The 20,146-nt window shown below is 64.3% G+C and carries 19 protein-coding genes; 6 read left to right on the forward strand and 13 right to left on the reverse strand.

Annotated features, from left to right (window positions below):
* Positions 1-35 precede the first annotated feature (35 nt).
* Together LG367_RS10425 and xerD are read right to left on the reverse strand one after the other, a co-directional pair.
* A complete protein-coding gene (locus tag LG367_RS10425) occupies positions 36-872 on the reverse strand; it encodes a DsbC family protein (protein ID WP_226469163.1) in 837 nt (278 codons plus the stop codon).
* A gap of 316 nt (positions 873-1,188) precedes the next feature.
* The gene (gene xerD / locus LG367_RS10430; RefSeq protein ID WP_226469164.1) at positions 1,189-2,136 is read right to left on the reverse strand and encodes a site-specific tyrosine recombinase XerD; all 948 of its coding nucleotides are present in this window, start codon (positions 2,134-2,136) and stop codon (positions 1,189-1,191) included.
* Between the two features lie 54 nt (positions 2,137-2,190).
* Between xerD and LG367_RS10435 the strand changes: the two genes are divergently transcribed.
* Positions 2,191-2,676 (forward strand): RDD family protein, encoded by a 486-nt coding sequence (locus LG367_RS10435; protein WP_226469165.1) that lies wholly within the window; start codon positions 2,191-2,193, stop codon positions 2,674-2,676.
* A gap of 18 nt (positions 2,677-2,694) precedes the next feature.
* On the opposite strand, the gene LG367_RS10440 is transcribed toward LG367_RS10435, so the two are convergent.
* The 7 genes from LG367_RS10440 to LG367_RS10470 form a co-directional block, all read right to left on the reverse strand.
* The gene (locus tag LG367_RS10440) at positions 2,695-3,081 is read right to left on the reverse strand and encodes a hypothetical protein (RefSeq protein WP_226469166.1); all 387 of its coding nucleotides are present in this window, start codon (positions 3,079-3,081) and stop codon (positions 2,695-2,697) included.
* 9 nt (positions 3,082-3,090) lie between these two features.
* Positions 3,091-4,509 (reverse strand): O-antigen ligase family protein, encoded by a 1,419-nt coding sequence (locus tag LG367_RS10445; RefSeq protein ID WP_425490952.1) that lies wholly within the window; start codon positions 4,507-4,509, stop codon positions 3,091-3,093.
* The gene (locus tag LG367_RS10450) at positions 4,487-5,647 is read right to left on the reverse strand and encodes a glycosyltransferase (protein ID WP_226469168.1); all 1,161 of its coding nucleotides are present in this window, start codon (positions 5,645-5,647) and stop codon (positions 4,487-4,489) included. The genes LG367_RS10445 and LG367_RS10450 overlap by 23 nt, the downstream gene beginning before the upstream one ends.
* A 14-nt stretch (positions 5,648-5,661) precedes the next feature.
* Complete coding sequence (locus tag LG367_RS10455; RefSeq protein WP_226469169.1) at positions 5,662-5,862, reverse strand: zinc-finger domain-containing protein; 201 nt, start codon at positions 5,860-5,862, stop codon at positions 5,662-5,664.
* Between the two features lie 193 nt (positions 5,863-6,055).
* Positions 6,056-6,766: a pirin family protein gene (locus LG367_RS10460; RefSeq protein ID WP_226469170.1), complete on the reverse strand. Its 711-nt coding sequence runs from the start codon at positions 6,764-6,766 to the stop codon at positions 6,056-6,058.
* 135 nt (positions 6,767-6,901) lie between these two features.
* Entirely contained in the window at positions 6,902-7,510 is a 609-nt protein-coding gene (locus LG367_RS10465) for a YceI family protein (RefSeq protein WP_226469171.1), read from the reverse strand.
* Positions 7,511-7,574: 64 nt separating this feature from the next.
* Positions 7,575-8,162 (reverse strand): malonic semialdehyde reductase, encoded by a 588-nt coding sequence (locus tag LG367_RS10470; RefSeq protein ID WP_226469172.1) that lies wholly within the window; start codon positions 8,160-8,162, stop codon positions 7,575-7,577.
* Positions 8,163-8,287: 125 nt separating this feature from the next.
* Here LG367_RS10470 and LG367_RS10475 point away from each other — a divergent pair, with 125 nt between their 5' ends.
* Positions 8,288-9,235: a mitochondrial fission ELM1 family protein gene (locus LG367_RS10475; RefSeq protein WP_226469173.1), complete on the forward strand. Its 948-nt coding sequence runs from the start codon at positions 8,288-8,290 to the stop codon at positions 9,233-9,235.
* A gap of 28 nt (positions 9,236-9,263) precedes the next feature.
* Here LG367_RS10475 and LG367_RS10480 read toward each other — a convergent pair whose 3' ends face one another.
* The gene (locus LG367_RS10480) at positions 9,264-9,902 is read right to left on the reverse strand and encodes a TetR family transcriptional regulator (RefSeq protein WP_226469174.1); all 639 of its coding nucleotides are present in this window, start codon (positions 9,900-9,902) and stop codon (positions 9,264-9,266) included.
* 425 nt (positions 9,903-10,327) lie between these two features.
* Here LG367_RS10480 and LG367_RS10485 point away from each other — a divergent pair, with 425 nt between their 5' ends.
* The 4 genes from LG367_RS10485 to LG367_RS10500 all read left to right on the forward strand — a co-directional run bounded on the left by LG367_RS10485 (position 10,328) and on the right by LG367_RS10500 (position 16,106).
* A complete protein-coding gene (locus tag LG367_RS10485) occupies positions 10,328-10,696 on the forward strand; it encodes a hypothetical protein (protein ID WP_226469175.1) in 369 nt (122 codons plus the stop codon).
* An 82-nt stretch (positions 10,697-10,778) separates the two neighbouring features.
* Positions 10,779-12,077 carry an FG-GAP repeat domain-containing protein gene (locus LG367_RS10490; protein WP_226469176.1) on the forward strand — a complete coding sequence of 433 codons (1,299 nt, stop codon included), beginning with the start codon at positions 10,779-10,781 and terminating at the stop codon, positions 12,075-12,077.
* Positions 12,078-12,116: 39 nt separating this feature from the next.
* Positions 12,117-14,009, forward strand: a complete 1,893-nt coding sequence (locus tag LG367_RS10495) for a hypothetical protein (protein ID WP_226469177.1) — start codon at positions 12,117-12,119, stop codon at positions 14,007-14,009.
* Between the two features lie 372 nt (positions 14,010-14,381).
* Positions 14,382-16,106: a hypothetical protein gene (locus LG367_RS10500; RefSeq protein ID WP_226469178.1), complete on the forward strand. Its 1,725-nt coding sequence runs from the start codon at positions 14,382-14,384 to the stop codon at positions 16,104-16,106.
* A 57-nt stretch (positions 16,107-16,163) separates the two neighbouring features.
* Here LG367_RS10500 and LG367_RS10505 read toward each other — a convergent pair whose 3' ends face one another.
* The 3 genes from LG367_RS10505 to LG367_RS10515 form a co-directional block, all read right to left on the reverse strand.
* Positions 16,164-17,342, reverse strand: a complete 1,179-nt coding sequence (locus tag LG367_RS10505) for a DUF4785 family protein (RefSeq protein ID WP_226469179.1) — start codon at positions 17,340-17,342, stop codon at positions 16,164-16,166.
* A gap of 8 nt (positions 17,343-17,350) precedes the next feature.
* Positions 17,351-18,229 (reverse strand): hypothetical protein, encoded by an 879-nt coding sequence (locus tag LG367_RS10510; RefSeq protein WP_226469180.1) that lies wholly within the window; start codon positions 18,227-18,229, stop codon positions 17,351-17,353.
* A 395-nt stretch (positions 18,230-18,624) separates the two neighbouring features.
* Positions 18,625-20,145 carry a hypothetical protein gene (locus LG367_RS10515; RefSeq protein WP_226469181.1) on the reverse strand — a complete coding sequence of 507 codons (1,521 nt, stop codon included), beginning with the start codon at positions 20,143-20,145 and terminating at the stop codon, positions 18,625-18,627.
* Position 20,146 lies beyond the last annotated feature (1 nt).

Consider the following 20,146-nt stretch of genomic DNA (forward strand, 5'->3'; position numbering starts at 1 on the left):
CTCTCCCCCGCTCGCGGGGGAGAGGAAATTCAAAGTCACGGGCTGCCTGCGGCGGCGGCGGGCATGCTGCTGGCGAGCGCGTCGTTGAGCGAGGCGCCCTTCGCCAGCTTGTCGAGCGTGGCGCGCAGGGCGTCCGGCGGCATGTAGCCCGGCATCACCTCGCCCTTGTCGGTGATGATCATCGGCGTGCCCTGCAGGCCGACGCGCTGGCCGATGTCGTATTCCATGGTGACCGGGTTCTTGCAGTTGCGCACCGGCACCGCCTGGTCGTTCTTGGCATCGGTGAGGGCCTTCTTGCGGTCGGCCGCGCACCACACGTTCACCATCTTCTGGAAGTCGGGGCTGCCCAGGCCCATGCGCGGGAACGCCAGGTACTGCACGGCGATGCCCTGACGGTTGTATTCCGCGATCTGCGAGTGCAGCTTGCGGCAATAGCCGCATTCCACGTCGGTGAACACCGACACGGTGTACTTCGGGCTCGGCGGCGCGAAGACGATGCGGTCGGCGACGGGAATCGTGTCGAGCAGCTGGCGGCGGACCTTGGCCAGATTGCGCTGGATCAGGTTCTCCTTCGAGTACATGTCGTACAGGTTGCCCTGCAGCAGGTAGCGGCCGTCGTCGCTGACATATAGCGTCTGGCCGCCGACGATGGCCTCGCGGAAGCCGGCGATCGGCGCGGCGCTGATGTGGTCGATCTCGACCTGGGAGTTGAGCTTATGGATCGCATTGCGGACGCGCTCTTCCGGCGAACCCGCTGCCACGGCCGGCGCGGCAGGCTTGTCTGCTGCGGGCTTGGCCGGCGGCGCGGGCTGCGCACAGGCGGACAGGCTGAAGAGGCTGCCGAGCAGAGCGAGGAGATACCGTTTCTTCATGAGTACTGCCTGACGACTGGATGCGCCGATTGTCGCATGGGCGGGTGGACGGGGGTGCATGGGAGTCCTTTCGGCTTTGTCCGCGGGATGGGAGTCGGAATTCGTAGACCGCGCTTGAGGCTGTGGATTCCCGTTGATCTTCGGGAGATGGGCTGAAACTTCGGGTTCGTCACAGTTACCGTCCCTGGCGCATGATTTCTGGGGGATTGCTGCTGCCATCCTTGGCGCATCCTCACTGGCTTCGGGCCGCCCTGTCCGGCCATCCATGGCCGGGCGTTCGGCAGGCCACGCAGCAGTGCCGCGTAAGCGGCCTGCCTCATCCTCTGGGGTGATGCTTTGCATGGAGGGACTTCAAATGCTCCCGCGCCACCAGCGTGTAGATCTGCGTGGTCGAAAGCGAGCTGTGCCCGAGCAGCATCTGCAGCGCGCGCAGGTCGGCGCCGTGGTTGAGCAGGTGCGTGGCGAAGCTGTGGCGCAGGCCGTGCGGGCTGATCTTCGCCAGATCGATGCCGGCGACGCTGCCATAGCGCTTCACCAGCCGCCAGAAATCCTGCCGGGTCGGCGCCTTGCCGCGTGCGTCGAGGAACAGCGGTTCCAATGCGCGCTTAGCTGCCAATTGCGGCCGCGCCTCGTTCAGATAACGCTCGAGCCAATGCTGCGATTCCTCGCCGAGCGGAACCAGGCGTTCCTTGCTGCCCTTGCCCATCACCCGCAGCACGCCCTGGCGCAGGTTGATTGCGGTGGCGGGCAGGCCGACCAGTTCGCTCACGCGCAGGCCGGCGGCGTACATCAGCTCCAGCATCGCGCGATCGCGCAACCCGAGCGGCGCGGCGATGTCGGGCGCGGCCAGCAAGGCCTCGATCTGGCTTTCCGACAAGGCCTTGGGCAGCGAGCGCGGCAGTTTCGGCGGTTCCAGCAGCGCGACCGGATCGTCCGCGCGCGTGCCGTTGCGCAGCTGCAGGGCGAAGAACGCGCGCAGCGCGGACAGCAGCCGCGCATTGCTGCGCTGCGACCAGCCATGCCGCGTGCGCCAGGCGAGATAGTCGAACAATGCGGCGCGGTCGGCGCCGGCCAGGCCACCATCACGACCCTCGCGCCAGCGCGCGAAACCCTGCAAATCGCGGCGATAGCCATCCAGCGTGTGCTGCGCCAGGCCGCTTTCGGCCCAGATCGCGTCGAGGAAGGCAGTGATGGCCTGTTCGTCGCGCGCGGGCAGCGGCGGCAGTTGCGCGACGAGTTCGCGGCGGTCCGCGGGAGTGATCATGGTCGAAAGCGTAACGGCTGACGGCGCGTTGCGTGCAACCGTTATTCTGTTGGGATGTCCGAACCCTCTCCACAGCCTTCTCCCACGGACCGGCCGCGCGCGCTGATCGGCTGGCGCCTGCTGGCACTGTTCTACGATTTCTGGCCGGTGCTGGCGTTGTGGATGCTGGTGTCGCTGGCTTTCACCCTTGCCTACACCATCGCCGGCCATCACGACCCCCGCCAGAACATCGCGCCCTACAGCGCGCTGCAACTGCTGCTGTGGTTCTCCTGCTGGGTGGTGAGCGGAGTGTATGCGGGCATCAGCTGGCGGCGCGGCGGGCAGACGCTCGGCATGCGCCCGTGGCGGTTGCAACTCGTTTCAGCTGACGGAGTCTCGGCGCCGACATGGCGCGCGCTCGGCGTGCGCTATCTCGTCGGCACCTTTTCTCTTTTGCTGGCGGGCCTTGGCTTCTGGTGGGCCTGGTTCGATCGCGAACGCCTCACCTGGCACGACCGCGCCAGCGGCACACGGATGCGGCGCAATCCCAAACGGCGCTGACCCGTCTCCGACCGACGATTAGTGATCGTCCCCGGCCGATTCCGTCCTTTCGCCCTTCTCTTTCGCATGTGCGATCGCTTCGGCTTCGCGTGAGAGCAGGCGCCAGTATTCGTCGCCATTGCTGCGCGTGTAGCGGATCGCACCCGCGCGCACGAGGATGCGCCTGAGTTCGTCGTCCTCGAAACCGCCGAGCCGCTCCCGCAGCAGATCGAAGGAACGATCCGTGTAGCCCTTGTGGCTGAGGAAGTGCTGCGCCGTTTTCTCGGCCATGTGTTCGGTCTTGACCGCTTCCAGCGCGATCTCCAGATCGGTCGAGGCGCGATCCTTCTGCAGCCACCAGGAAATCAGGCCGCCCACGAACACGCCGAGCAGCCCGAACAGGCCCGCGATCATTTCCGAATTCATGCAGACCTCCTAGGTTTGCGGCGCTGCCGTGTCCGGAGCCGCGGGCTCTTCGGCAATCGCTTCGCCTTTTCGCGCCAGCAGGCTGCCCGCGTACAGCGCGGCCAGCAATAGGGTCAGGCCGCCCCAGAACGTAGAGTAGAACGCGAGGTGGGTGTTGAACGGGAACACCGTCACCGCCAGCGCCAGCATCGCCGGCCGCGCGCGATCGCGCGCCGGTTCGGATGCGTAGCGCCACGCGCGCCAGGCCAGTGCCACGCCGGCCAGCCACAGCAACAGACCGAGCGCGCCGGTTTCGCTGAGAATTTCCAGCACGATCTGATGCGCGTGCAAGGCGGGGCCGCTGCCCCAGGCCGGTATTTCTCCAGGCTCGGGATCACAGGCCGGGAACGCATCGCGGAAACCACGCGCCCCCACGCCGTTGATCGGGTGCTCGCGCACCATGCACACCGCCGCGCCCCAGATGCGGCCGCGGCCGGACAGCGCGCTGTCCATGCCGGCCTCGTCGGCGGTCAGCGCCTGCGTGGTGCGCTGGATGCGTTCCCGCATCTGCGGAACGGTGAACGTGAGCGCGACCAGCAACACCGCGCCGAAAGCGAACACGCCTGCGAGTTTCTTCCAGCCCAGCAGGCGCCAGCCGGAAAACACCAGCACCAGCGCATAGGTGAGCCAGGAAGCGCGCGCGCCGGCCAGCAATACCACGCTGCCGATCAGCCCCGCCGCCACGATCCATCCGATATTGCCGAAGCGCCGCCCCGCCGCGTACAGCACGAACGGCGACAGGCTGGCGAGCACGATGCCGAGTTTCAGATTGCAGGGGCCGAGCACGCCGCCGAGGCGATCGACGGCCGCGATTTCCTCAGCGCTGCACATCGGCTTGTGTTCGATCGCCTGCTTCAACGCGTCCAATCCCCAGAACAGCGGACTGGTGCCGGACACCGCCTGCGCCAGCGCATCGAGCGTCCACACGCCGGCGATCACCGCCAATCCACCGAACGTGATGCGCCGCCCGCGCGCATCGGCGACCGCGGCCGCGGCCAGCCACAGGAACGGCAGATAGCGCAGCCCCGTCGCCGCCTTGTAGAACGCATGACGCGCATCGACCGCGTCCACCGCGGAGAACAACTGCGGCAGCCAGTAAGCGAAGAACAGCACGCTGGTCAGCGCCCACGCCGGCCCGCTCAGCAGCGCGGTGCCGCCACGGAAACGCGAGACCAGCAGTTTGATGATGGCCGCGAGCGCGCCCAGCACCAGCACGCCCTCGGCGATGCCGGGTGCCGGCCACAACACGACGAAAGCCAGCACCCACCATGGCGCCCAGCGCCAGCCGACCTGAGCGTCGGCGTGCCTGTCCGAGAGCGTGCCTCCGGGAACTTGCTCGGCAGGAGCGTGCCCCGCAGGAGCCGGATCAGCGCTGGACGAGTTCGTCATAGACATCGAGCGTGGCCTGCTGCATGGCCTGCAGCGAATATTGCGTGAGCGAGGCCGGCATCGTAGCAAGCGACGGCGGCTTGGACAGTAGCGTCCCGGACAGCAATGCCTGCGCGCTCGTCAGCAGCGCCGCGTGATCGAACGGTGCCACCGCGCCGCTTGGCAGCAGTTCGCGCAGCAGCTCGCCGACGCCGCCATGCGCCCAGCCGAGCACGGGACGGCCGACCGACAGCGCTTCGATCACGGTACGTCCGAACGATTCGGGCTTGCGCGAGACCTGCAGCACCAGATCGGCGGCGGCATAGGCTTCCGCGATCGCCGCCGTCGGCGGCGTGATCGCCAATGCGTCGGCGAAACCGCCACTGCGCGCCTCGGCCTCGAGATCGGCGATGTATTGCTCGCGGCCCGCCTCACGCGCGCCCGGCATCCACAAACGCGCGTCGATGCCGGCGCCACGCAGGCCGCCGAGCAACACCAATGCATCGGCATGCCCTTTCAGTCGCGTGCCGCGACCGGGCAGCAACAGCAGCGGACCATCGCCGCCCAGTTGTGGATATTGCGCCGCCACGCGCGCGCGCGCTTCGCGATCCGGCACGGGCGCCCGCGGAAACGCGGCGGGATCGATGCCGCGCGGAATCACGCGCAACTTCGCCTTGTCGGTTTTCGGATAGTGCTGGAGCACATAATCGCGCACCGTCTGCGACACGCAGATCACCCGCTCGCCGCGGGTCATGATCGCGCTGTAGCGCGAGGGCGAATTGAGACCGTGCACGGTGGTGACGAAGTGCGGCTTGGGCAGCGGCAACGGTCGTGTGCCCGGCGTGCCACGCAGCGCGCGCCAACCCATCCACGCGGGCAGTCGCGAGCGTGCGTGCACGATGTCCGGGCGCTCGCGCGCGAACAGCTCATGCAGCGAACGGATGTGGCGCAGCGTCAGCAGCGACTTGCGGCCGATGTCGAATTCGACGTGCTCGGCGCCGCTCGCCAGCAGCGTCGGCACCAGCCGCCCGCCCGCCGACACGACGATGGCACGATGGCCGGCGCGAACCAAGGCGTCGGCGATCTCGAGGGTGGAACGTTCGACACCGCCCGACTCCAGCGCGGGCAGCAGTTGCACCACGGTCAGCGCGCGACCCATGCAGTCGCGGCGTTTCAGTCGATCAACACGAAATGCGATCCGCAGTACGGGCAATCCGCCTCGCCGCCCTCACTCTCGATCGGCAAGTAGACACGTGGATGCGAGTTCCACAACGCCATCGACGGCAGCGGACAGCTCAGCGGCAGATCGCTGCGGCACACTTCGTAGCGTTTCTGGGCGTTGGCTTGGACGGGGGTGGCGTTGGCTGCGGTCATGGCGGAGCGGAAAGGACGGATACGGTTAGTTTACCGTGCGGCGGCCCACCCCGGAATTGTGACGAAATGTCGATATTCGCGTGCCGCGTCAGCTTGCCACGGCGCTGAGCGCGCCCTACCTGAACGGCTGCGCCGCCATAGCGACGATGCATCACATGGAGCGGGCACCACGATCGCCCGCTCCGCACCGAGGTCATAACGGCAGATCGAACAGGAGAATTTCGGTGGCGGCGCCGCCGCTTCCGGCCACGCGCAACTCACCCGCTTCCTCGGCGTAGCCGACCGCATCGCCCGCGGACAACGTGTGTCCGCCGATCACGGCCTGCCCTTGCACCACCTGCAGCCAATAACGTCGCAGCGGCTTCAGCGCATGCGTGACTTCCTCGCCATCGCTCAACCGTGCGCCATGTACCCAGACCTGCTGTCGAATCGCGAGACTGCCGTCGGCGCCATCGGGCGAAGCGAAGGTCGCCCAGCGGCCGCGCCGCGCCGCAGGATCGAAACTACGCTGCGCATGCGCCGGCGCGGCGTTGACGCGATCGGGCTGAATCCAGATCTGCAGGAAATGCACGGGCGCTTCTTTCGAAGCGTTGTATTCGCTGTGCTCGATCCCGTGGCCGGCGCTCATCCATTGCCATTCGCCCGCATGCACCACGCCCTCGCCGCCACTGTTGTCGCGGTGCGCGAGCGCGCCCTCGAGCACGTAGCTGAGGATCTCCATGTTGGCGTGCCCATGCGGTGGGAATCCGGCGCCGGGGGCGACGCGGTCCTCATTGATCACGCGCAGCGGACCAAAGCCCATCCACTGCGGGTCGTAATAACGGCCGAACGAAAAACTGTGCCGGCTGTCGAGCCAGTCAGTGCGGACGATGCCGCGTTCGGCGGCGGGGCGGAAAATCTGCATGGGTCATCGCCATTTGAAACGTGCCTGTTTTGAAACAGGTATGTTTCAAAACAGGCACGTTGAAAAAGATGTGCTGAAAACAAGCGCGCCATTCCCGCACGAGCGGAAATGGCGCGCGAGACAGAACGTTCGAACTTATTCCTTCTTTTCGCCTTCCGGCTTCGGCACCACCGCCTCGGTGGTGATCTGCAGCTTCACTTCGTCGCTCACGTTCGGCACATACTTGTCCACCCCGAACTCGCTGCGCTTGAGCGTGGTGGTGGCATCGAAACCGACCGCTTCGCGCTTGGCGAGCGGCTGCACGCCTGCCTTGTTGAGAGTGACATCGAGAACGGCCGGCTTGGTCACGCCCTTGACGGTCAGATCACCGGTCACCTTCAGCTTGCCCTTGCCCGCGGATTCGACCTTGGTGCTCTTGAAGGTGATCTCGGGATACTTGGCGGCGTCGAAGAAATCGGCGCTCTTCAGATGCTCGTCGAAATCCGCCGTGAACGAATTCAAGCCGGCCAGCGGCAGCTTGACCTCGACGCTCGACTTCGAAACGTCCTCGGCGTCGTACACCAGCGTGCCATCGACCTGGCCGAAATTGGCGAAGGGATTGGAGAAGCCGAAATGGCTCCAGCTCGCCAGCACGTTGGTATGGTTTGGGTCGAGCTTGTAGGTGACGGGCGCGGCGAAAGCGGAAGCGGCGAACAGCGACAGCGCGGCGGCGAGAGCAGCGCGTCTGGGCGAAAGCATCTGCATGGTCGAATCTCCTGAAAACTAATGATGAGAGGAATTTGCGGGGCAAAACGTTGCGGAACGCTGCTTACTCGATGCGGGCGGTTTCGTCGAAAGCCAGCCTTGGCGAGCGCGGGAAGATGCTGGCCGGGTCACCTTGGCCGAGATTGACGAGGAAGTTGGACTTGATCGGCGTGCCCTTGAAGAAGGCTTCGTCGACGATGGCATTGTCGAAACCGGTCATCGGCCCGGTATCGAGACCGAGCGCGCGCGCGGCCAGGATCAGATAGGCGCCCTGCAGGGTGCCGTTGCGGAAGGCGTGATCGCGCCGATTCTCGCGCGGGCCGTCGAACCAGCTCTTGGCGTCGGTGTGCGGGAACAGGTACGGCAGCTTTTCGTGGAAATCCGGGTCGTAGGCCACGATCACCGTCACCGGCGCGGCCATAGTCTTGTCGTGGTTGCCCTGCGACAGGGCCGGCTCGAGCCTTGCCTTGGCTTCCTTCGATTTCACGAACACGAAGCGCGCCGGCGACATGTTGGCGCTGGTCGGCCCCCACTTCAGCAGGTCGTAGAGTTCGCGCAGCTTCTCGTCGCTGATCTCACCGCTGAAGGCGTTGTAGGTGCGGGCGCTGCGGAACAGCTGATCGAGCGAGGCGGCGGGCAGAACGTCGGACATCCGGGATTCCTTGGGAGGGTGGCCGCTGAGGCGCGGCGGTCGAGGGAGTGTAGAGTTCCATATGCAATGTATAAGTCCCGCGTCCGCAACGAATCATCACTAAAATAGAACAAAGACCGCTTTCCGTGACCGATTCGCTGCAAATCTGGGCCGTCAGCGATGGCCGGGCTGGCAATCTGCGACAGGCGGAGGCCCTGGCGCATGCGCTGGATCCCGCCGCCCGCCATGTCGAGGTGGCCACGCGGATCCCGTGGCGATGGTTCGCGCCGCGCTGGCTGCCCAGCGGGCCCGGCGCCTTCGGGAAGGCTTGGGCCGAAAGCACCGCCCTGCCGGAAGTCGCGATCGGTTGCGGCCGCCAGGCCGCCCTGGCCACGCGCTGGCTGCGCCGGCAGGACACGCGATCGGTGCAGATCCTCGATCCGCGCATCGATCCGTCGCATTGGGATCTAGTGGTCGCCCCCGGGCACGACGGCCTGCGAGGCGCCAACGTCATCACCACGCTCGGCAGCCTGCATCCGGTGGACGACGCCTGGCTCGCGCAAGCGCGCGAAGCCTTCGCCGCCTTCGTCGAACTACCGCGGCCGCGCACCGCCGTGCTGCTCGGTGGTTCCAGCGCGCATGCCCGCTTCGATCGCATGGCGTTCGAGGTGCTGGCGTCGAAGCTCGAAGCTGTGCTCGCATGCGATGGCGGCAGTCTTCTGCTGACCGCTTCGCGTCGCACCGATCCGAAAGTGCGCGAACTGCTGCGCCATCGCTACGACGGCACGCCGGGCATCGTCTGGCGTGGAGAGGGCGATGGCGAAAACCCCTATCCCGGTATCCTCGCCTGGGCGGATCGCATCGTCTGCTCACCGGATTCGGTCAACATGATTTCAGAGGCCTGCGCCACCACCGTGCCCGTGCACGTGTTCGATCCCGCGCGCGTGCGCGGCCGGCCGCGACGCTTCCTCGATGCACTGCTGCAACGCGGCCGCATCCGCGCGATGGATGCGCGGCTCGCGCCCTTCGACGTCGTGCCACTGCGTGAAACGGTACGCGTCGCCGCGGAAATCCGCGATCGCCTGAATCTCTAGCGCATCGCCGCGCGCGCGGCGATTCCGCTCACTTCTTCTCCGCGGCCATCTGCTGCAGCGCCAGCCGTCCGATGAACTGCGTGCGCACGAAGCCGACGATGTCGGCGTGGATGCTGCGCCGGCGCTGCGGGGATTCGATGTAATCCAGCGCGCGGTAGAACATGTAGTAGGTGATCGCGCGCGTCGCCTGTTGCAGCGACTTGCGTTCCAGCCCCGTGGCCAGCTTCATGCTGATGATCTGCTCGGCGCGATCGAGCGCGATGTCCTCCACCGCCTGCTGCAGGATTCCGCGCATCGGCGAATCCTTGCTGTGCATCTCACGCAGTCCGACGATCATCGCGTCGATATGGTTTTCCACGAAATCCAGGAAGTAGGCGACCGTACTGATCGTCACGTCTTCATCGTGCTTGGCGTGAGCGGGGATTTCCTTCAGCTCCTTCATGAGCTGAGCCGCCACCATCTCGGCCGCGGTGCGGCCGAGATCGTTCATGTCGCGGAAATGCCGGTAGAACGTGTTGTGGTTCAGCCCGGCTTCGCGGGCGAGCTCTCGCAGCCCCAGCGACGGCAGCGCGGTGCCCTCACGCGCCCCTAGCCGAAAGGCCGCCTCGATCAGGCGCCGCTTACCGTCCGGCAAGGCGTCGATGCCGGCCAATGCACGCGCCTTCACAAATATTTCCCCCTATTGACAATAGGGTAGCCAAATGGATACTTCAACCGTATCCGCATGGATACTTCTTTGCGTGGGCGAAAGTATGGCCGCACAGCGATTCTCCGTTGTCATGGTGTCGCCGCTGGGGGGAACGGACACCGGTACGCGTCATCCGGTCCGCATACCCCCGCGCAATGGCGAAGCAGCTGAACACGATGCCTGCGGCCAACGCGATTCGCAAGCCGCGCGCCAGAGAGCGCACGCCGCCGCTTTGAAGACCGCTCCTCGTGGCTTGAGGCGGCTGGCTCCACGGATCGTCCGCGGAATCAGCCATGCCCACTTCGCCACGGATGCCCTGATTCCTGCCGCTCGTCCTTCGATCCTCGGGAGATCGACGCCGCACTAAACCACCGCCACATCTGTCATGAACCTGGGAGGGATTCATGCAACATATATTCGTCGCCGCATCACGGCGGCTTGCTCGATCTTTGTTCGTTAGATCAAGCAATCGCTTCTTCAATCTGAAGCCGGTTGATATCGCGCCGATTAAAGAACTCGGCGCTCCGGCGCTGAACGGCAATCTCGGCTGCCATGCAGCGTCAACCTCAATTTCGAACGCCTCGATAAAGCCCCTGACGAAGCCGCACCGGATTTCGGTGATGGCATGCGCGATTTTGGGCATCGACGGCCACAACACCTCGCCGAAACACAATCGGTGGCGGGCAACCAAGCGCGTTGCAATGACGCGCCCTCGCATTGCGCACGGCAGCGCGACGCCTGCTCCAGTCGCAATCACCGCACCGCTCCTCTGATCCAAACCCTTCATTTCCAGTCAACCAATCGGCATCCGCCCCCATTCGCGGATGCCCTCAACATCGATGGGAGAACAAACGCATGACTGCAAGAAAGACTGCTTTAGCCGCGATGGTCGCAGCCGGATTCATGCTGAGCACATCGGCTCAGGCCGCCATTTCGTTCGCGAGTCCGAAAACCTATCCGACCGGTGTTCTCATCGGCCCCGGCCCTTCCGCGGATTCGATGGACAGTGCCGATTTCAACAACGACGGGAACATCGATCTGGTCCTCGCGGACCCGTATCTGCCCTTCAGCACTCCCGTGGTGGTGCTCGGCAACGGCGACGGAACTTTCAAGGCACCCATCAGGATCAACGTGAAATTGAAGGATCCGTTGCTTGGCTTCCTCGACATTCCCTATCTGTACGCAACTCAGTGCGTGAACACCGGGGATGTCAACCGAGACGGCTTCGCGGACATCGCGGTCGAAACGGGGCCCTTCGTGGCCCTCCTGCTGGGCAATGGTGACGGCACCTTCCGCCACGGCACCACGAAATTCATCGTCCTCGGCGGTCAGCTGTTCACGCCGCTCATCGATACCAACAGGGACGGCAAGCTCGATCTCGTCACCGGCACCGCCGCCACGCTCACCACATTTCTCGGCGACGGCACTCCCAAGCTGGGCGGCGGCGTCAAGATCAGCGGCCCCGTGGGAGTCACCGCCGCGTTCAGAGAAACGAATCTGAATAACGATCAATACCCTGATGCCGCCGTCGTGGAGAGTCTTCCCGGCGGTGCCTTCTTCCGTGGTGTTTCCCTGTGGAAAGGTAATGGTGATGGCAGCTTCGCCAAACTGAGATCGATCAATACCGGCTTCATTCCCGAAGATGTCGTGGTCGCCGATCTCGATGGTGACGGCGTTGACGATTACGCCACGGCCAACTCCTTCAGCTTCAATATCTCGGTGATTCTCAGCAGCAAAGGATTCGCACCAAAGACTTACGAGAACGTCGGCAAGGCCGGCACCGAGGACGCAAGCGTCCAGAATCTCGTGGCCGAGGCGAAGCAAAAGATCAACGAAAGCGTCACGACCGATGCGCCCACCGAGCTTCGAGACATCCTGTTGAACTCGACGTTCCAACCCGGCCCGGTGAGCATCCGCGCCGCGGACCTCGACAACGACGGGGATAAGGACCTTGTCGTCACTTCGGTGATCGGCATCTGGGCGACCGTCTATGAAAACGACGGCACCGGAAAGCTCATCAACCGTCAGGACCTGCCCATCGCGCTGCTTCCGCAGACGCCGGTGCTCGCCGACTTCAACAAGGACGGCAAGATCGATATCGCCGTTGGTGGTTGGGGTGGCGCGTTGGGAGTACTGATCAATAACAGTCACTAACCAATGGCTTCATCGGAGGCGCATTCCCCGATCCCGACGATGAAGCGCATTGCGTCGGCGGCCGTCGTAAGACGGTCGCCGGTTTTTATCACTCTGGAGGGAGTTTCCATGTCGTTGCAGCATCACTCAACATCGCCCCATCGCGACCGGTCGCGTCCATCGCGCTGGATGTCCAGTTTGCTTCTGCTCGTCGGATTCGCCTGGCTGGCCTTGTCCGGCTCAGCCAGTGCCACCGAAATCGGTACACGCAAGGAAATCGTGGTCAAGTCGCTCAATCCCGCGCCTGGTGTGATCCAGACTTTTGTCTCGCTCTACGCACCACTGCCGGCCTCCGTCGGAGCGCATCCGGAGGCTTGTGACTGGATCACCTACATGCGTTATCGCGACGCAAAAGGTCCGTCCGCCTCCTCGGATGCGGACATCGTCTACACCGCGCAGCCTGGCCTGCGCAGCGGAGCCATGGCCTATGACACGCTGGCCCGCCAGGTCGTGCAAAAAGCGGCGGCCGCCGGCAAGCATGCCGAATTCTGGACCACGCCTCGCAGGACCGTCTGCCTCGTCGACCGCACCGGCCTTGACGCAGCTGCCGCGCAGCGCGATTACCACGTCGCAGTCGACTACTACTACAAAGGCAAGATCATCGATGGCAAGAAATTCGCAGGCTTCCTGAGTGGGTCTCAGATCGGATTCCTGAAGTACATCGATGCCGTGCAGATCATCAAGGACTGGCACTTCATCATGACCGAAGGCCTGCCCGATCCGAAGGTCCGGGCCAGCAAGCTCATCTGTGGTGGCCACTCGATGGGGGCACTCATCACGGGCATGTTCATCGGTTGGGATTTCGACGGCAACCCCGCGACCAACGACGACGCCGGATACAAGAATTGCCGTGCCTACTTCGCCCATGACTCGATGGTGAGCACCGATCCTGCCGCGCTGGAGCAGAAACCCATCCTCGGTGGAATCGTCGGCGCCATCGGCAACATGCTCAACACCTCGGCTGGCGCCGTGCTTGTCGATTCGGAACTGATGCCTGCTCTCAATACCGGTGTTGTGCTCACGCCGGAGACCTGGTTCATCTACAGCATCATCGGCATGGCCGCTTATTTCGAACCGGATGCCGAGTCCGATCTGCTGAGACAGCTCCCGCATAACCTGAACCTGGACATCACTTTGAAGGTGTTTTTGTCCAACACCTATCTCCAGTTCGTCACCGGCATCCCAGACGTCCGCAGCTTCCGCTACACCAATGCGGCGCTACTGGGCGCCCTGCTGGACAACAATACGCAAGTCATTTCCTTGATGGGTGCAGGTCTCGGCAGTTTCGGCGGTGGGCCGGTCGCGGAGAAGACCTTCCCGATACCGTCCCAGATCGGCGACCTGCCGTTGGTGGGACCGCTATTGGGACCGCTGCTGGGGACCACCACGCGCAAGGTCGGGCCGATCAATCCCTTTGTGCTCACCACTTGGCGTGGCTATCAGCAGATTCCCGGCCGCACCTGGTACGGCACGAACTACACCTCGCCGGATGACGAGCGCGTCGATTTCCATGACTATGCACGCACGATGTTCGAAGGGCCGGCCACGCATGCCGATGCCTATATCTCGATGGGGATGATTCTGGACGTCCTCTATCTGGTGGGGCCGCAGCATGGCAAGTTTGAAAACCTGCGCTACCGCGATGCGGCGACGCTGAGGCCGCGCACCGTCATGATCGCCGAGAAAAGCATGGTCAATGCGGGATTCAAGCTGAGCGATCCCTTGCTCTCGATCCTCAATCCGGATAACCCGATCGGCCTGGACGATGCGGTGACGTTCCCCGGATACAACCACCTCGACATGACCGGCGCCTCGCCCATCCAGAACGATGGCCAGCCCGAGCGAGTGAGCACGCATCTGGTCCAGTTCGGAATCGCCAATACATCCCACTGACGATACATGGCCGCACATCGGCGGCCGTTGCAAAACGGCCGCCGACTTTTTCATAGCAACGAACGCTGCGTTTTTACCAGCCCGTACGATCCCGGAATCCAGAACGCCACGGCAGCCATCGACAGCCTGCCGCGCGTAGCACTCCAAACGCCCATCCCTGCCAGGCATCCCCGAGCAGAATCACCGACCAATGGATGTCGAGTGATGGGAAATGCTGTCGAACGCACGACGAAGCATGCCATCGACCCATCCTTTCGGAGATCTCTCGTGACATCCCGCCCCCACTCCCCATCCACATCACCTCTTCGCGGTCGTTCTCGAACGGCGCGATCATTCGGTCTGCTCTTGTCCGCCGGAGCCGCCTGGCTCGGCATGGCCAGCCAAGCCACCGCCATCGAAGTCGGCACGCGCAAGGAAGTCGCGGTCCAGTCGCTCAATCCCGCGCCCGGCGTGATCGAGAGCTACGTCTCGCTCTATTCGCCGTTACCGGCTTCCGTCGGCGCGCATCCGGAAGCTTGCGACTGGATCAGCTACATGCGCTATCGCGATGCGAAAGGCCCGGCCAACTCCTCGGACGCAGACATCGTCTACACCGCGCAGCCCGGCCTTCGCGGCGCGTCCATGACCTACGACATCCTCGCCCGCCAGGTCGTGCAGAAAGCCGCGGCCGCGGGCAAGCATGTCGAGTTCTGGTCGATGAGCCGTCGCGGCACCTGCCTGGTCGATCGCACCGGTCTCGACGCCGGCCTCGCGCAGCGCGACTACCACGTCGCGATCGACTACTACTACAAAGGCAAGATCATCGATGGCAAGAAATTCGCCGGCTTCCTCAAAGGGCCGCAGATCGGATTTCTGAAAAATATCGACGGCGTGCAGGTCCTCAAGGATTGGCGTCTGGCGATGACGGAAGGTCTACCCGATCCGGCGGTACGCGCGCGCAAGTTGATCTGCGGCGGGCAGTCGATGGGCGGATGGCTCACCGGTCTGTTCATCGGCTGGGATTTCGACGGCGATCCCACCACTACCGACGATGCCGGCTACAAGAATTGCCGCGCCTATTTCGCCCACGAATCTTTCATTCATACCGACCCCGCGGACCTCAGCGAGAAACCGGTACTTGGCGGAATCGTCGGCGGGATCGGCAATCTCTTGAACACCTCGCTCGGCGCACTGCTCACCAACACGGAGCTGATGCCCGCGCTCGATCTTGGCGTCGTGATCACGCCGGAAACCTGGTTCCTGTTCAATCTCACCGCCCTGGCCGCCTATCTCGAACCGGATGCCGAATCCGATCTGTTGAGGCAATTGCCACACACGCCGAACCTGGATACGACGCTGAAGGTGTTCCTCTCCAGCAGCTATCTCCAGTTCACCACCGGCATTCCTGATGTCCGCAGCTTCCGCTACACCAATGAAGCATTGCTTGGCGCCCTGTTCGACAACAATTCGCAGATCCTCGGCTTGTTGCATGCGGGCGTCGGCAGCTTCGGCGGCGGGCCGGTGAAGGACAAGACCTTTCCTATTCCCTCCCAACTCGGCAGCCTCCCGCTGGTGGGGCCACTGCTCGAGCAGATCCTGCATACGAACACGGATCGCAAAGCCGCTCCGATGAACCCGTTCGTGCTGACCACCTGGCGGAACTACCGGCAGATTCCGGGACGATTCTGGTATGGCGGCGAGTACACGACACCGGATGACGAGTCGGTCGATATCCACGACTACGCTCGAACGATGGTCGAAGGGCCTGCCTCGCACGCCGACATCTACGTCTCGATGGCGACCGTGCTGGACAACCTCTACTTCCTTGGGCCACGTCACGGCAAGTTCGAGAATCTGCGCTACCGCAACGCCGCGACTTTGAGGCCGCGCGACATCACGTACGGTGAACACGGCGAGATCCAGAGAGTCACCAGCGCGCTCGATCCGTTCATCACGATTCTGAATCCGGACGATCCCTTCTACGCAACCAATGCCGTGGTGTTCAAGGGATTCCACCACCTCGATATCACCGGCGGCGCACCGATCCAGAACGATGGCCAGCCCGAGAAAGTGAGCCAGAACCTGGTCCAGTTCGGAATCGCCAACACCTCCAATTGACGATGTTCCGCTCCAACCAGCCGATGGCGGCGGTTGCCGCCATCGGCTTTCTTTTTTCTAGCGCGAGATTCGAGCGACCCGTGTACGCCGCTCGACGGGCGCGAGCCGCGTCTGATCGTTCAATTCGACATCACGCAGTTCGAACGGAGCGCCGTAGCCGGCCGGCAGATCCGCGCGATTGAAGGCCAGCGCAACGGCTCCGGCTCCATTCTCGATCCAGCGCGCGCTGTGAGCGATGGCGACTGGCCGCAACGCATTCCCGGGCCCGGTTGCGTACAGCGTGCCGCGTACTTCATAGCGGCCCGGCGAGGCCGCCTGGACGGGAAGATCGAAACGCAGCGCGGCGGCATCGAACCGATAGCTGCCATCTAGTTTCGCCGTCGGCTGCGCGACCGCGATCGCAGTACGCACATCGCGCTGCACGTCGCCGGCGTTCGCGAACACCTGCACTTCCCACAGGCCCGGTTCACTCTCGGCATCGGCGGGCAGCGGCACCTTGGCACGCAAGGCGCCAGCGCCATCCGCGGTCAGCGACAGCGGCCAGCTGCGTCCCGACGGCGAGACCAGCAATGCGCCGCCTTGCGCGCCTTTCATGCGCGCATCGCCACGCAGCAGGTCGACACGAATTTCGCCGTTCTCGCCGGCAAGGGCATGATCCCGACTCAATGCAGCGCGCATGCGCACCTCACTGCGGGGCTCGTAGACATGCATGACGTAGCGGCCGCGCGCCTGCGCCAGACGGACGTCGTATCGCCCCGGCGATGCATCTTCGGCAAGCTTCACGACAGCCGTCCTGTCGTTCGCCGCGAGACCCGCGGCACGCAACTGTTCACCGCCGCTGCGCTTGGCCAGGGCGACCTCGCGGCCGCCGCGAGATACGCGCACCGCATCGGCGGACACCTTCGCCGCGTCCGCCGCGGGACTGACGCGGATCAACGCGCCGGGTGATGTGGTGGTGACGCCGACACCGCGCTGCAAATCGGCACCGTCCACTTCCTGCCAATACTCGCGGCTTTCCACCGCGGCAGGCTTGGGGTCGGCGACGATCGCGGCGTTGGGGTCCAGCGCCCAGGAGAATTGCACCGGCGCACGTTCGGAGACAGCGCGCGCAGGCATGGCCAGCGTCACGAGATGGCGCGGCACCTGATCGGATGCCGAGGGCGGCAACATGGGTGTCTCCGCAGCGGCGGCATCGAGACCGGCGGCAAGCAGAGCGAGAGCAAGGATCGTTCGCATGGTCGGCCTCACGGAGTCATGTTGTTGCGCAGGATGGTGTCGAGCGTGAAGCAGGCTCGACGGCTCTGGTTGTGGCTCAGGGGCTCCGCACCGGCGGTGCGCTGCTTGTCCTGGAACCACACGGTGCCCGCGGCCGACTGGCTGGAGCAGTTGAGGAAACCGTCCGAACAGCTGTCGAGCCATTCCTGCGTCACCTCCAGACCGACATTGAGCGAATAGCCACCACAGTAGCTGTCGCCATCGAACGGCGAGGAGTCCACATCGGTGCCGACCACGCTGCGGAACGGCTTCGGCAACGCCGGCCGTCCCGATGTGCCGTAGAGATTGTTGGCGTTATAGGTCGCCATCCAGCTGACCTGCTGCATGCGCACCGCGTCGGACTCGTAACCGAGCAGCCAACCGACCGCCTGCTCGAATCCGTTGCCGTTCATCACGGCATCCGCCAGCGGCGTACCCGCGGAAGACGGCGCCAGCGCGTTGACACGCACCACCTTGCTGATGATGTTCGGGTAACGGCTGTCGTAGGTGGGATTGGAAAGAATCCAGCGCATCACGTTCGCGCCGTTGGAATGCGTGATGACGATCAGCTGCGTGATCTGCTTGGCATTGATGAAATCGGTCAGCTGCTGCGCCAGGCAGCCGGCGGCGCGGCTGTCCCACATGTACTGTTCGAAATCGCAATTGATGACCACGTAGTTGGCCGGATTGGCAAGGCCGGCCCGCACGTTGTCGACCATCGTCGGCTGCCAATAATCCTGATAGGCATTGCTTTGATTGCCGGTGCCGTGCACGAAGGCGACGCCGGTGGCGGCCTGTACCGCCAACGGACAAGCCGCCAGCGCCGTCAGCAAGGCGAACTGGCGTCGCCAGGAACGAGAGATGCGCATCGTTTTCCCCAGATCACGAGCGGTGCGATCCATCGGCGTCCTGCCCACGATGCCCCGACTGATTCACCGTCGCATCCAGCAACGGCGTACAGGCCGGAGCATACCGAGACGTCTGCGACAGTCATGTGGCAATGCATCATCCGCCGTGATTTCGCGACGACGTCGTCGTGATTGGCGTGAAAGCGGTGTGAATTCGTCGCTCGATGCGCTGATTCGGCGGAAATGATCGAATGCGCTTCCCTCGTGTTGCGCATCGACGCACATGGGGCGTGGATGCATCGCATGCACACTTCCGCGTTGCATGTGGTTCGTAGGAGACGTCGACAAGCGGACACGGAAGTCCCGTCATCTAATGTCGGCATCGCATCGCGGCAGTACGCAAGAACTTTGATGCGTTAGCGACGGGCCGCGCCTGTGCCGGTACCTGTGCCGGTACCTGTGCCTGTGCCTGTGCCTGTGCCTGTGCCTGTGCCTGTGCCTGAGCCTGTGCCTGTGCCTGTGCGTGTGCCTGTGCCTGTGCCTGTGCCTGTGCGTGTGCCTGTGCCTGTGCCTGTGCCTGTGCGTGTGCCTGTGCCTGTGCCTGTGCCTGTGCGTGTGCCTGTGCCTGTGCCTGTGCCTGTGCCTGTGCCTGTGCCTGTCCTCGTCCCGCCCGTTCCCGTTCCAGGCATGCGTGGATTCGGGAGCGCCCCACTTGGAGTCGCCGGGCGTCCGGCCGCATCGATCGCACTGTCCATCGCCGTGCGGCGCTCGCGCTCGGCACCAATCTGTGCCTGCAGCCGTGCCGTGCGCGCGGCGCTCGGATCGGGGATTTCCGCGGAAGGATTCAAGGTCGCGTTGCGAATGCGGTCGGCCTGTGCCTGCGCCGCCATTTGGTTGAGCGGCAGATAATCGCTGCGGAAATTCAGCTCGACCGAGGAGTTGAGTTCGAGATCGGTATTCATCTCCTCCGAACTCTGATTGCGCTGCGTGGAGACGTAGCTGATGTTGTTCTCGACCTCCGCGCTCGCGCCCCAGGGACCGACGCCGAAACTCCCGGAAGCACGCACACGGTTCTGCATGCCGAACTGCGTGCCGCGTTCCTCATTGGCGGCGCTGCGCGTGTCGATGTGGAAGCGCATGCCCGCGGTGATGCGTCCACTGTCGACGACGATGCGCTGCATGCCCATCGACACCATCGTCGCCAGCATCTGCTGCCGCTGGCGGGCGAGATAGCGGCGCGCCAACGGCACGAGTTGTTCCGGATTGCTGGCGTCCACCGACTCTTCCGGCCCCATTCCCAGCGTGGCGCGGATCTCTTCCGCATTCGGCATCGAGGCGCCGCCACGCAGGCGCAGCCGGATGTTGGCGACTTCCTCTGGATCGGGTTCATCGCCCGGATCCGGCGTGTCGTATTCGATCGCCTCGGGAAAATGATCGGCCACCCATTGCCGCACCTGTGACAGGCCAAACTGGGTGCGCTCGAAGCCTTCTGCTGATGCCGAGACCGCACCGAGCAGTTCCACATACTGCTGCATCTGCTGCGAATTGGAGTCGAGCATGGCGCGGAACACGCCGTTGATCAGATCGGTGACAAAACGCGGGAACGATACGGCGTTGAGCACGTTCTGCGTGGTGGTCGCGACGCGATCCGCGGCCGCGCCGAAGTCGGGCGCGTCCTGCGCGCGCGCGAGCGTGGTCGCGCGCCCAGGCGCACGCTGATGCTCGACCTCTTCCTGCGCGTGCTCCTCTTCCGAGATCAACTCGGCCGCCAGGGTCGACACCTTCACCATCGCCTGCGCCAGCGAGCGGCGATCCTCCGGCGAAAGACTCTGGTAATGCGGCGCGCGCTCGAGCACGTCGCGCACCGCGCCGCGAATCCATGGCGGCGGCTGCCGGGCTGTCTGCGCAGGCGGGGCGGCGACCACGGCGTTCATCATG

Origin of the sequence: Luteimonas panaciterrae (genome assembly GCF_020511115.1) — a bacterium.
In the GTDB taxonomy this organism is placed as follows: domain Bacteria; phylum Pseudomonadota; class Gammaproteobacteria; order Xanthomonadales; family Xanthomonadaceae; genus Luteimonas; species Luteimonas panaciterrae.

Bases quoted from the DNA above. Each gene is read 5' to 3' on its own strand.
- LG367_RS10510 (WP_226469180.1), bottom strand. From the start codon at position 18,229: ATGCGCATCTCTCGTTCCTGGCGACGCCAGTTCGCCTTGCTGACGGCG.
- LG367_RS10425 (WP_226469163.1), bottom strand. From the start codon at position 872: ATGAAGAAACGGTATCTCCTCGCTCTGCTCGGCAGCCTCTTCAGCCTG.
- LG367_RS10500 (WP_226469178.1), top strand. From the start codon at position 14,382: ATGGCCAGCCAAGCCACCGCCATCGAAGTCGGCACGCGCAAGGAAGTC.
- LG367_RS10505 (WP_226469179.1), bottom strand. From the start codon at position 17,342: ATGCGAACGATCCTTGCTCTCGCTCTGCTTGCCGCCGGTCTCGATGCC.
- LG367_RS10495 (WP_226469177.1), top strand. From the start codon at position 12,117: ATGAAGCGCATTGCGTCGGCGGCCGTCGTAAGACGGTCGCCGGTTTTT.
- LG367_RS10455 (WP_226469169.1), bottom strand. From the start codon at position 5,862: ATGACCGCAGCCAACGCCACCCCCGTCCAAGCCAACGCCCAGAAACGC.
- LG367_RS10470 (WP_226469172.1), bottom strand. From the start codon at position 8,162: ATGTCCGACGTTCTGCCCGCCGCCTCGCTCGATCAGCTGTTCCGCAGC.
- LG367_RS10485 (WP_226469175.1), top strand. From the start codon at position 10,328: ATGCAACATATATTCGTCGCCGCATCACGGCGGCTTGCTCGATCTTTG.
- LG367_RS10445 (WP_425490952.1), bottom strand. From the start codon at position 4,509: ATGACGAACTCGTCCAGCGCTGATCCGGCTCCTGCGGGGCACGCTCCT.
- LG367_RS10435 (WP_226469165.1), top strand. From the start codon at position 2,191: ATGTCCGAACCCTCTCCACAGCCTTCTCCCACGGACCGGCCGCGCGCG.
- LG367_RS10440 (WP_226469166.1), bottom strand. From the start codon at position 3,081: ATGAATTCGGAAATGATCGCGGGCCTGTTCGGGCTGCTCGGCGTGTTC.
- LG367_RS10490 (WP_226469176.1), top strand. From the start codon at position 10,779: ATGACTGCAAGAAAGACTGCTTTAGCCGCGATGGTCGCAGCCGGATTC.
- LG367_RS10515 (WP_226469181.1), bottom strand. From the start codon at position 20,145: ATGATGAACGCCGTGGTCGCCGCCCCGCCTGCGCAGACAGCCCGGCAG.
- LG367_RS10450 (WP_226469168.1), bottom strand. From the start codon at position 5,647: ATGGGTCGCGCGCTGACCGTGGTGCAACTGCTGCCCGCGCTGGAGTCG.
- xerD (WP_226469164.1), bottom strand. From the start codon at position 2,136: ATGATCACTCCCGCGGACCGCCGCGAACTCGTCGCGCAACTGCCGCCG.
- LG367_RS10465 (WP_226469171.1), bottom strand. From the start codon at position 7,510: ATGCAGATGCTTTCGCCCAGACGCGCTGCTCTCGCCGCCGCGCTGTCG.
- LG367_RS10460 (WP_226469170.1), bottom strand. From the start codon at position 6,766: ATGCAGATTTTCCGCCCCGCCGCCGAACGCGGCATCGTCCGCACTGAC.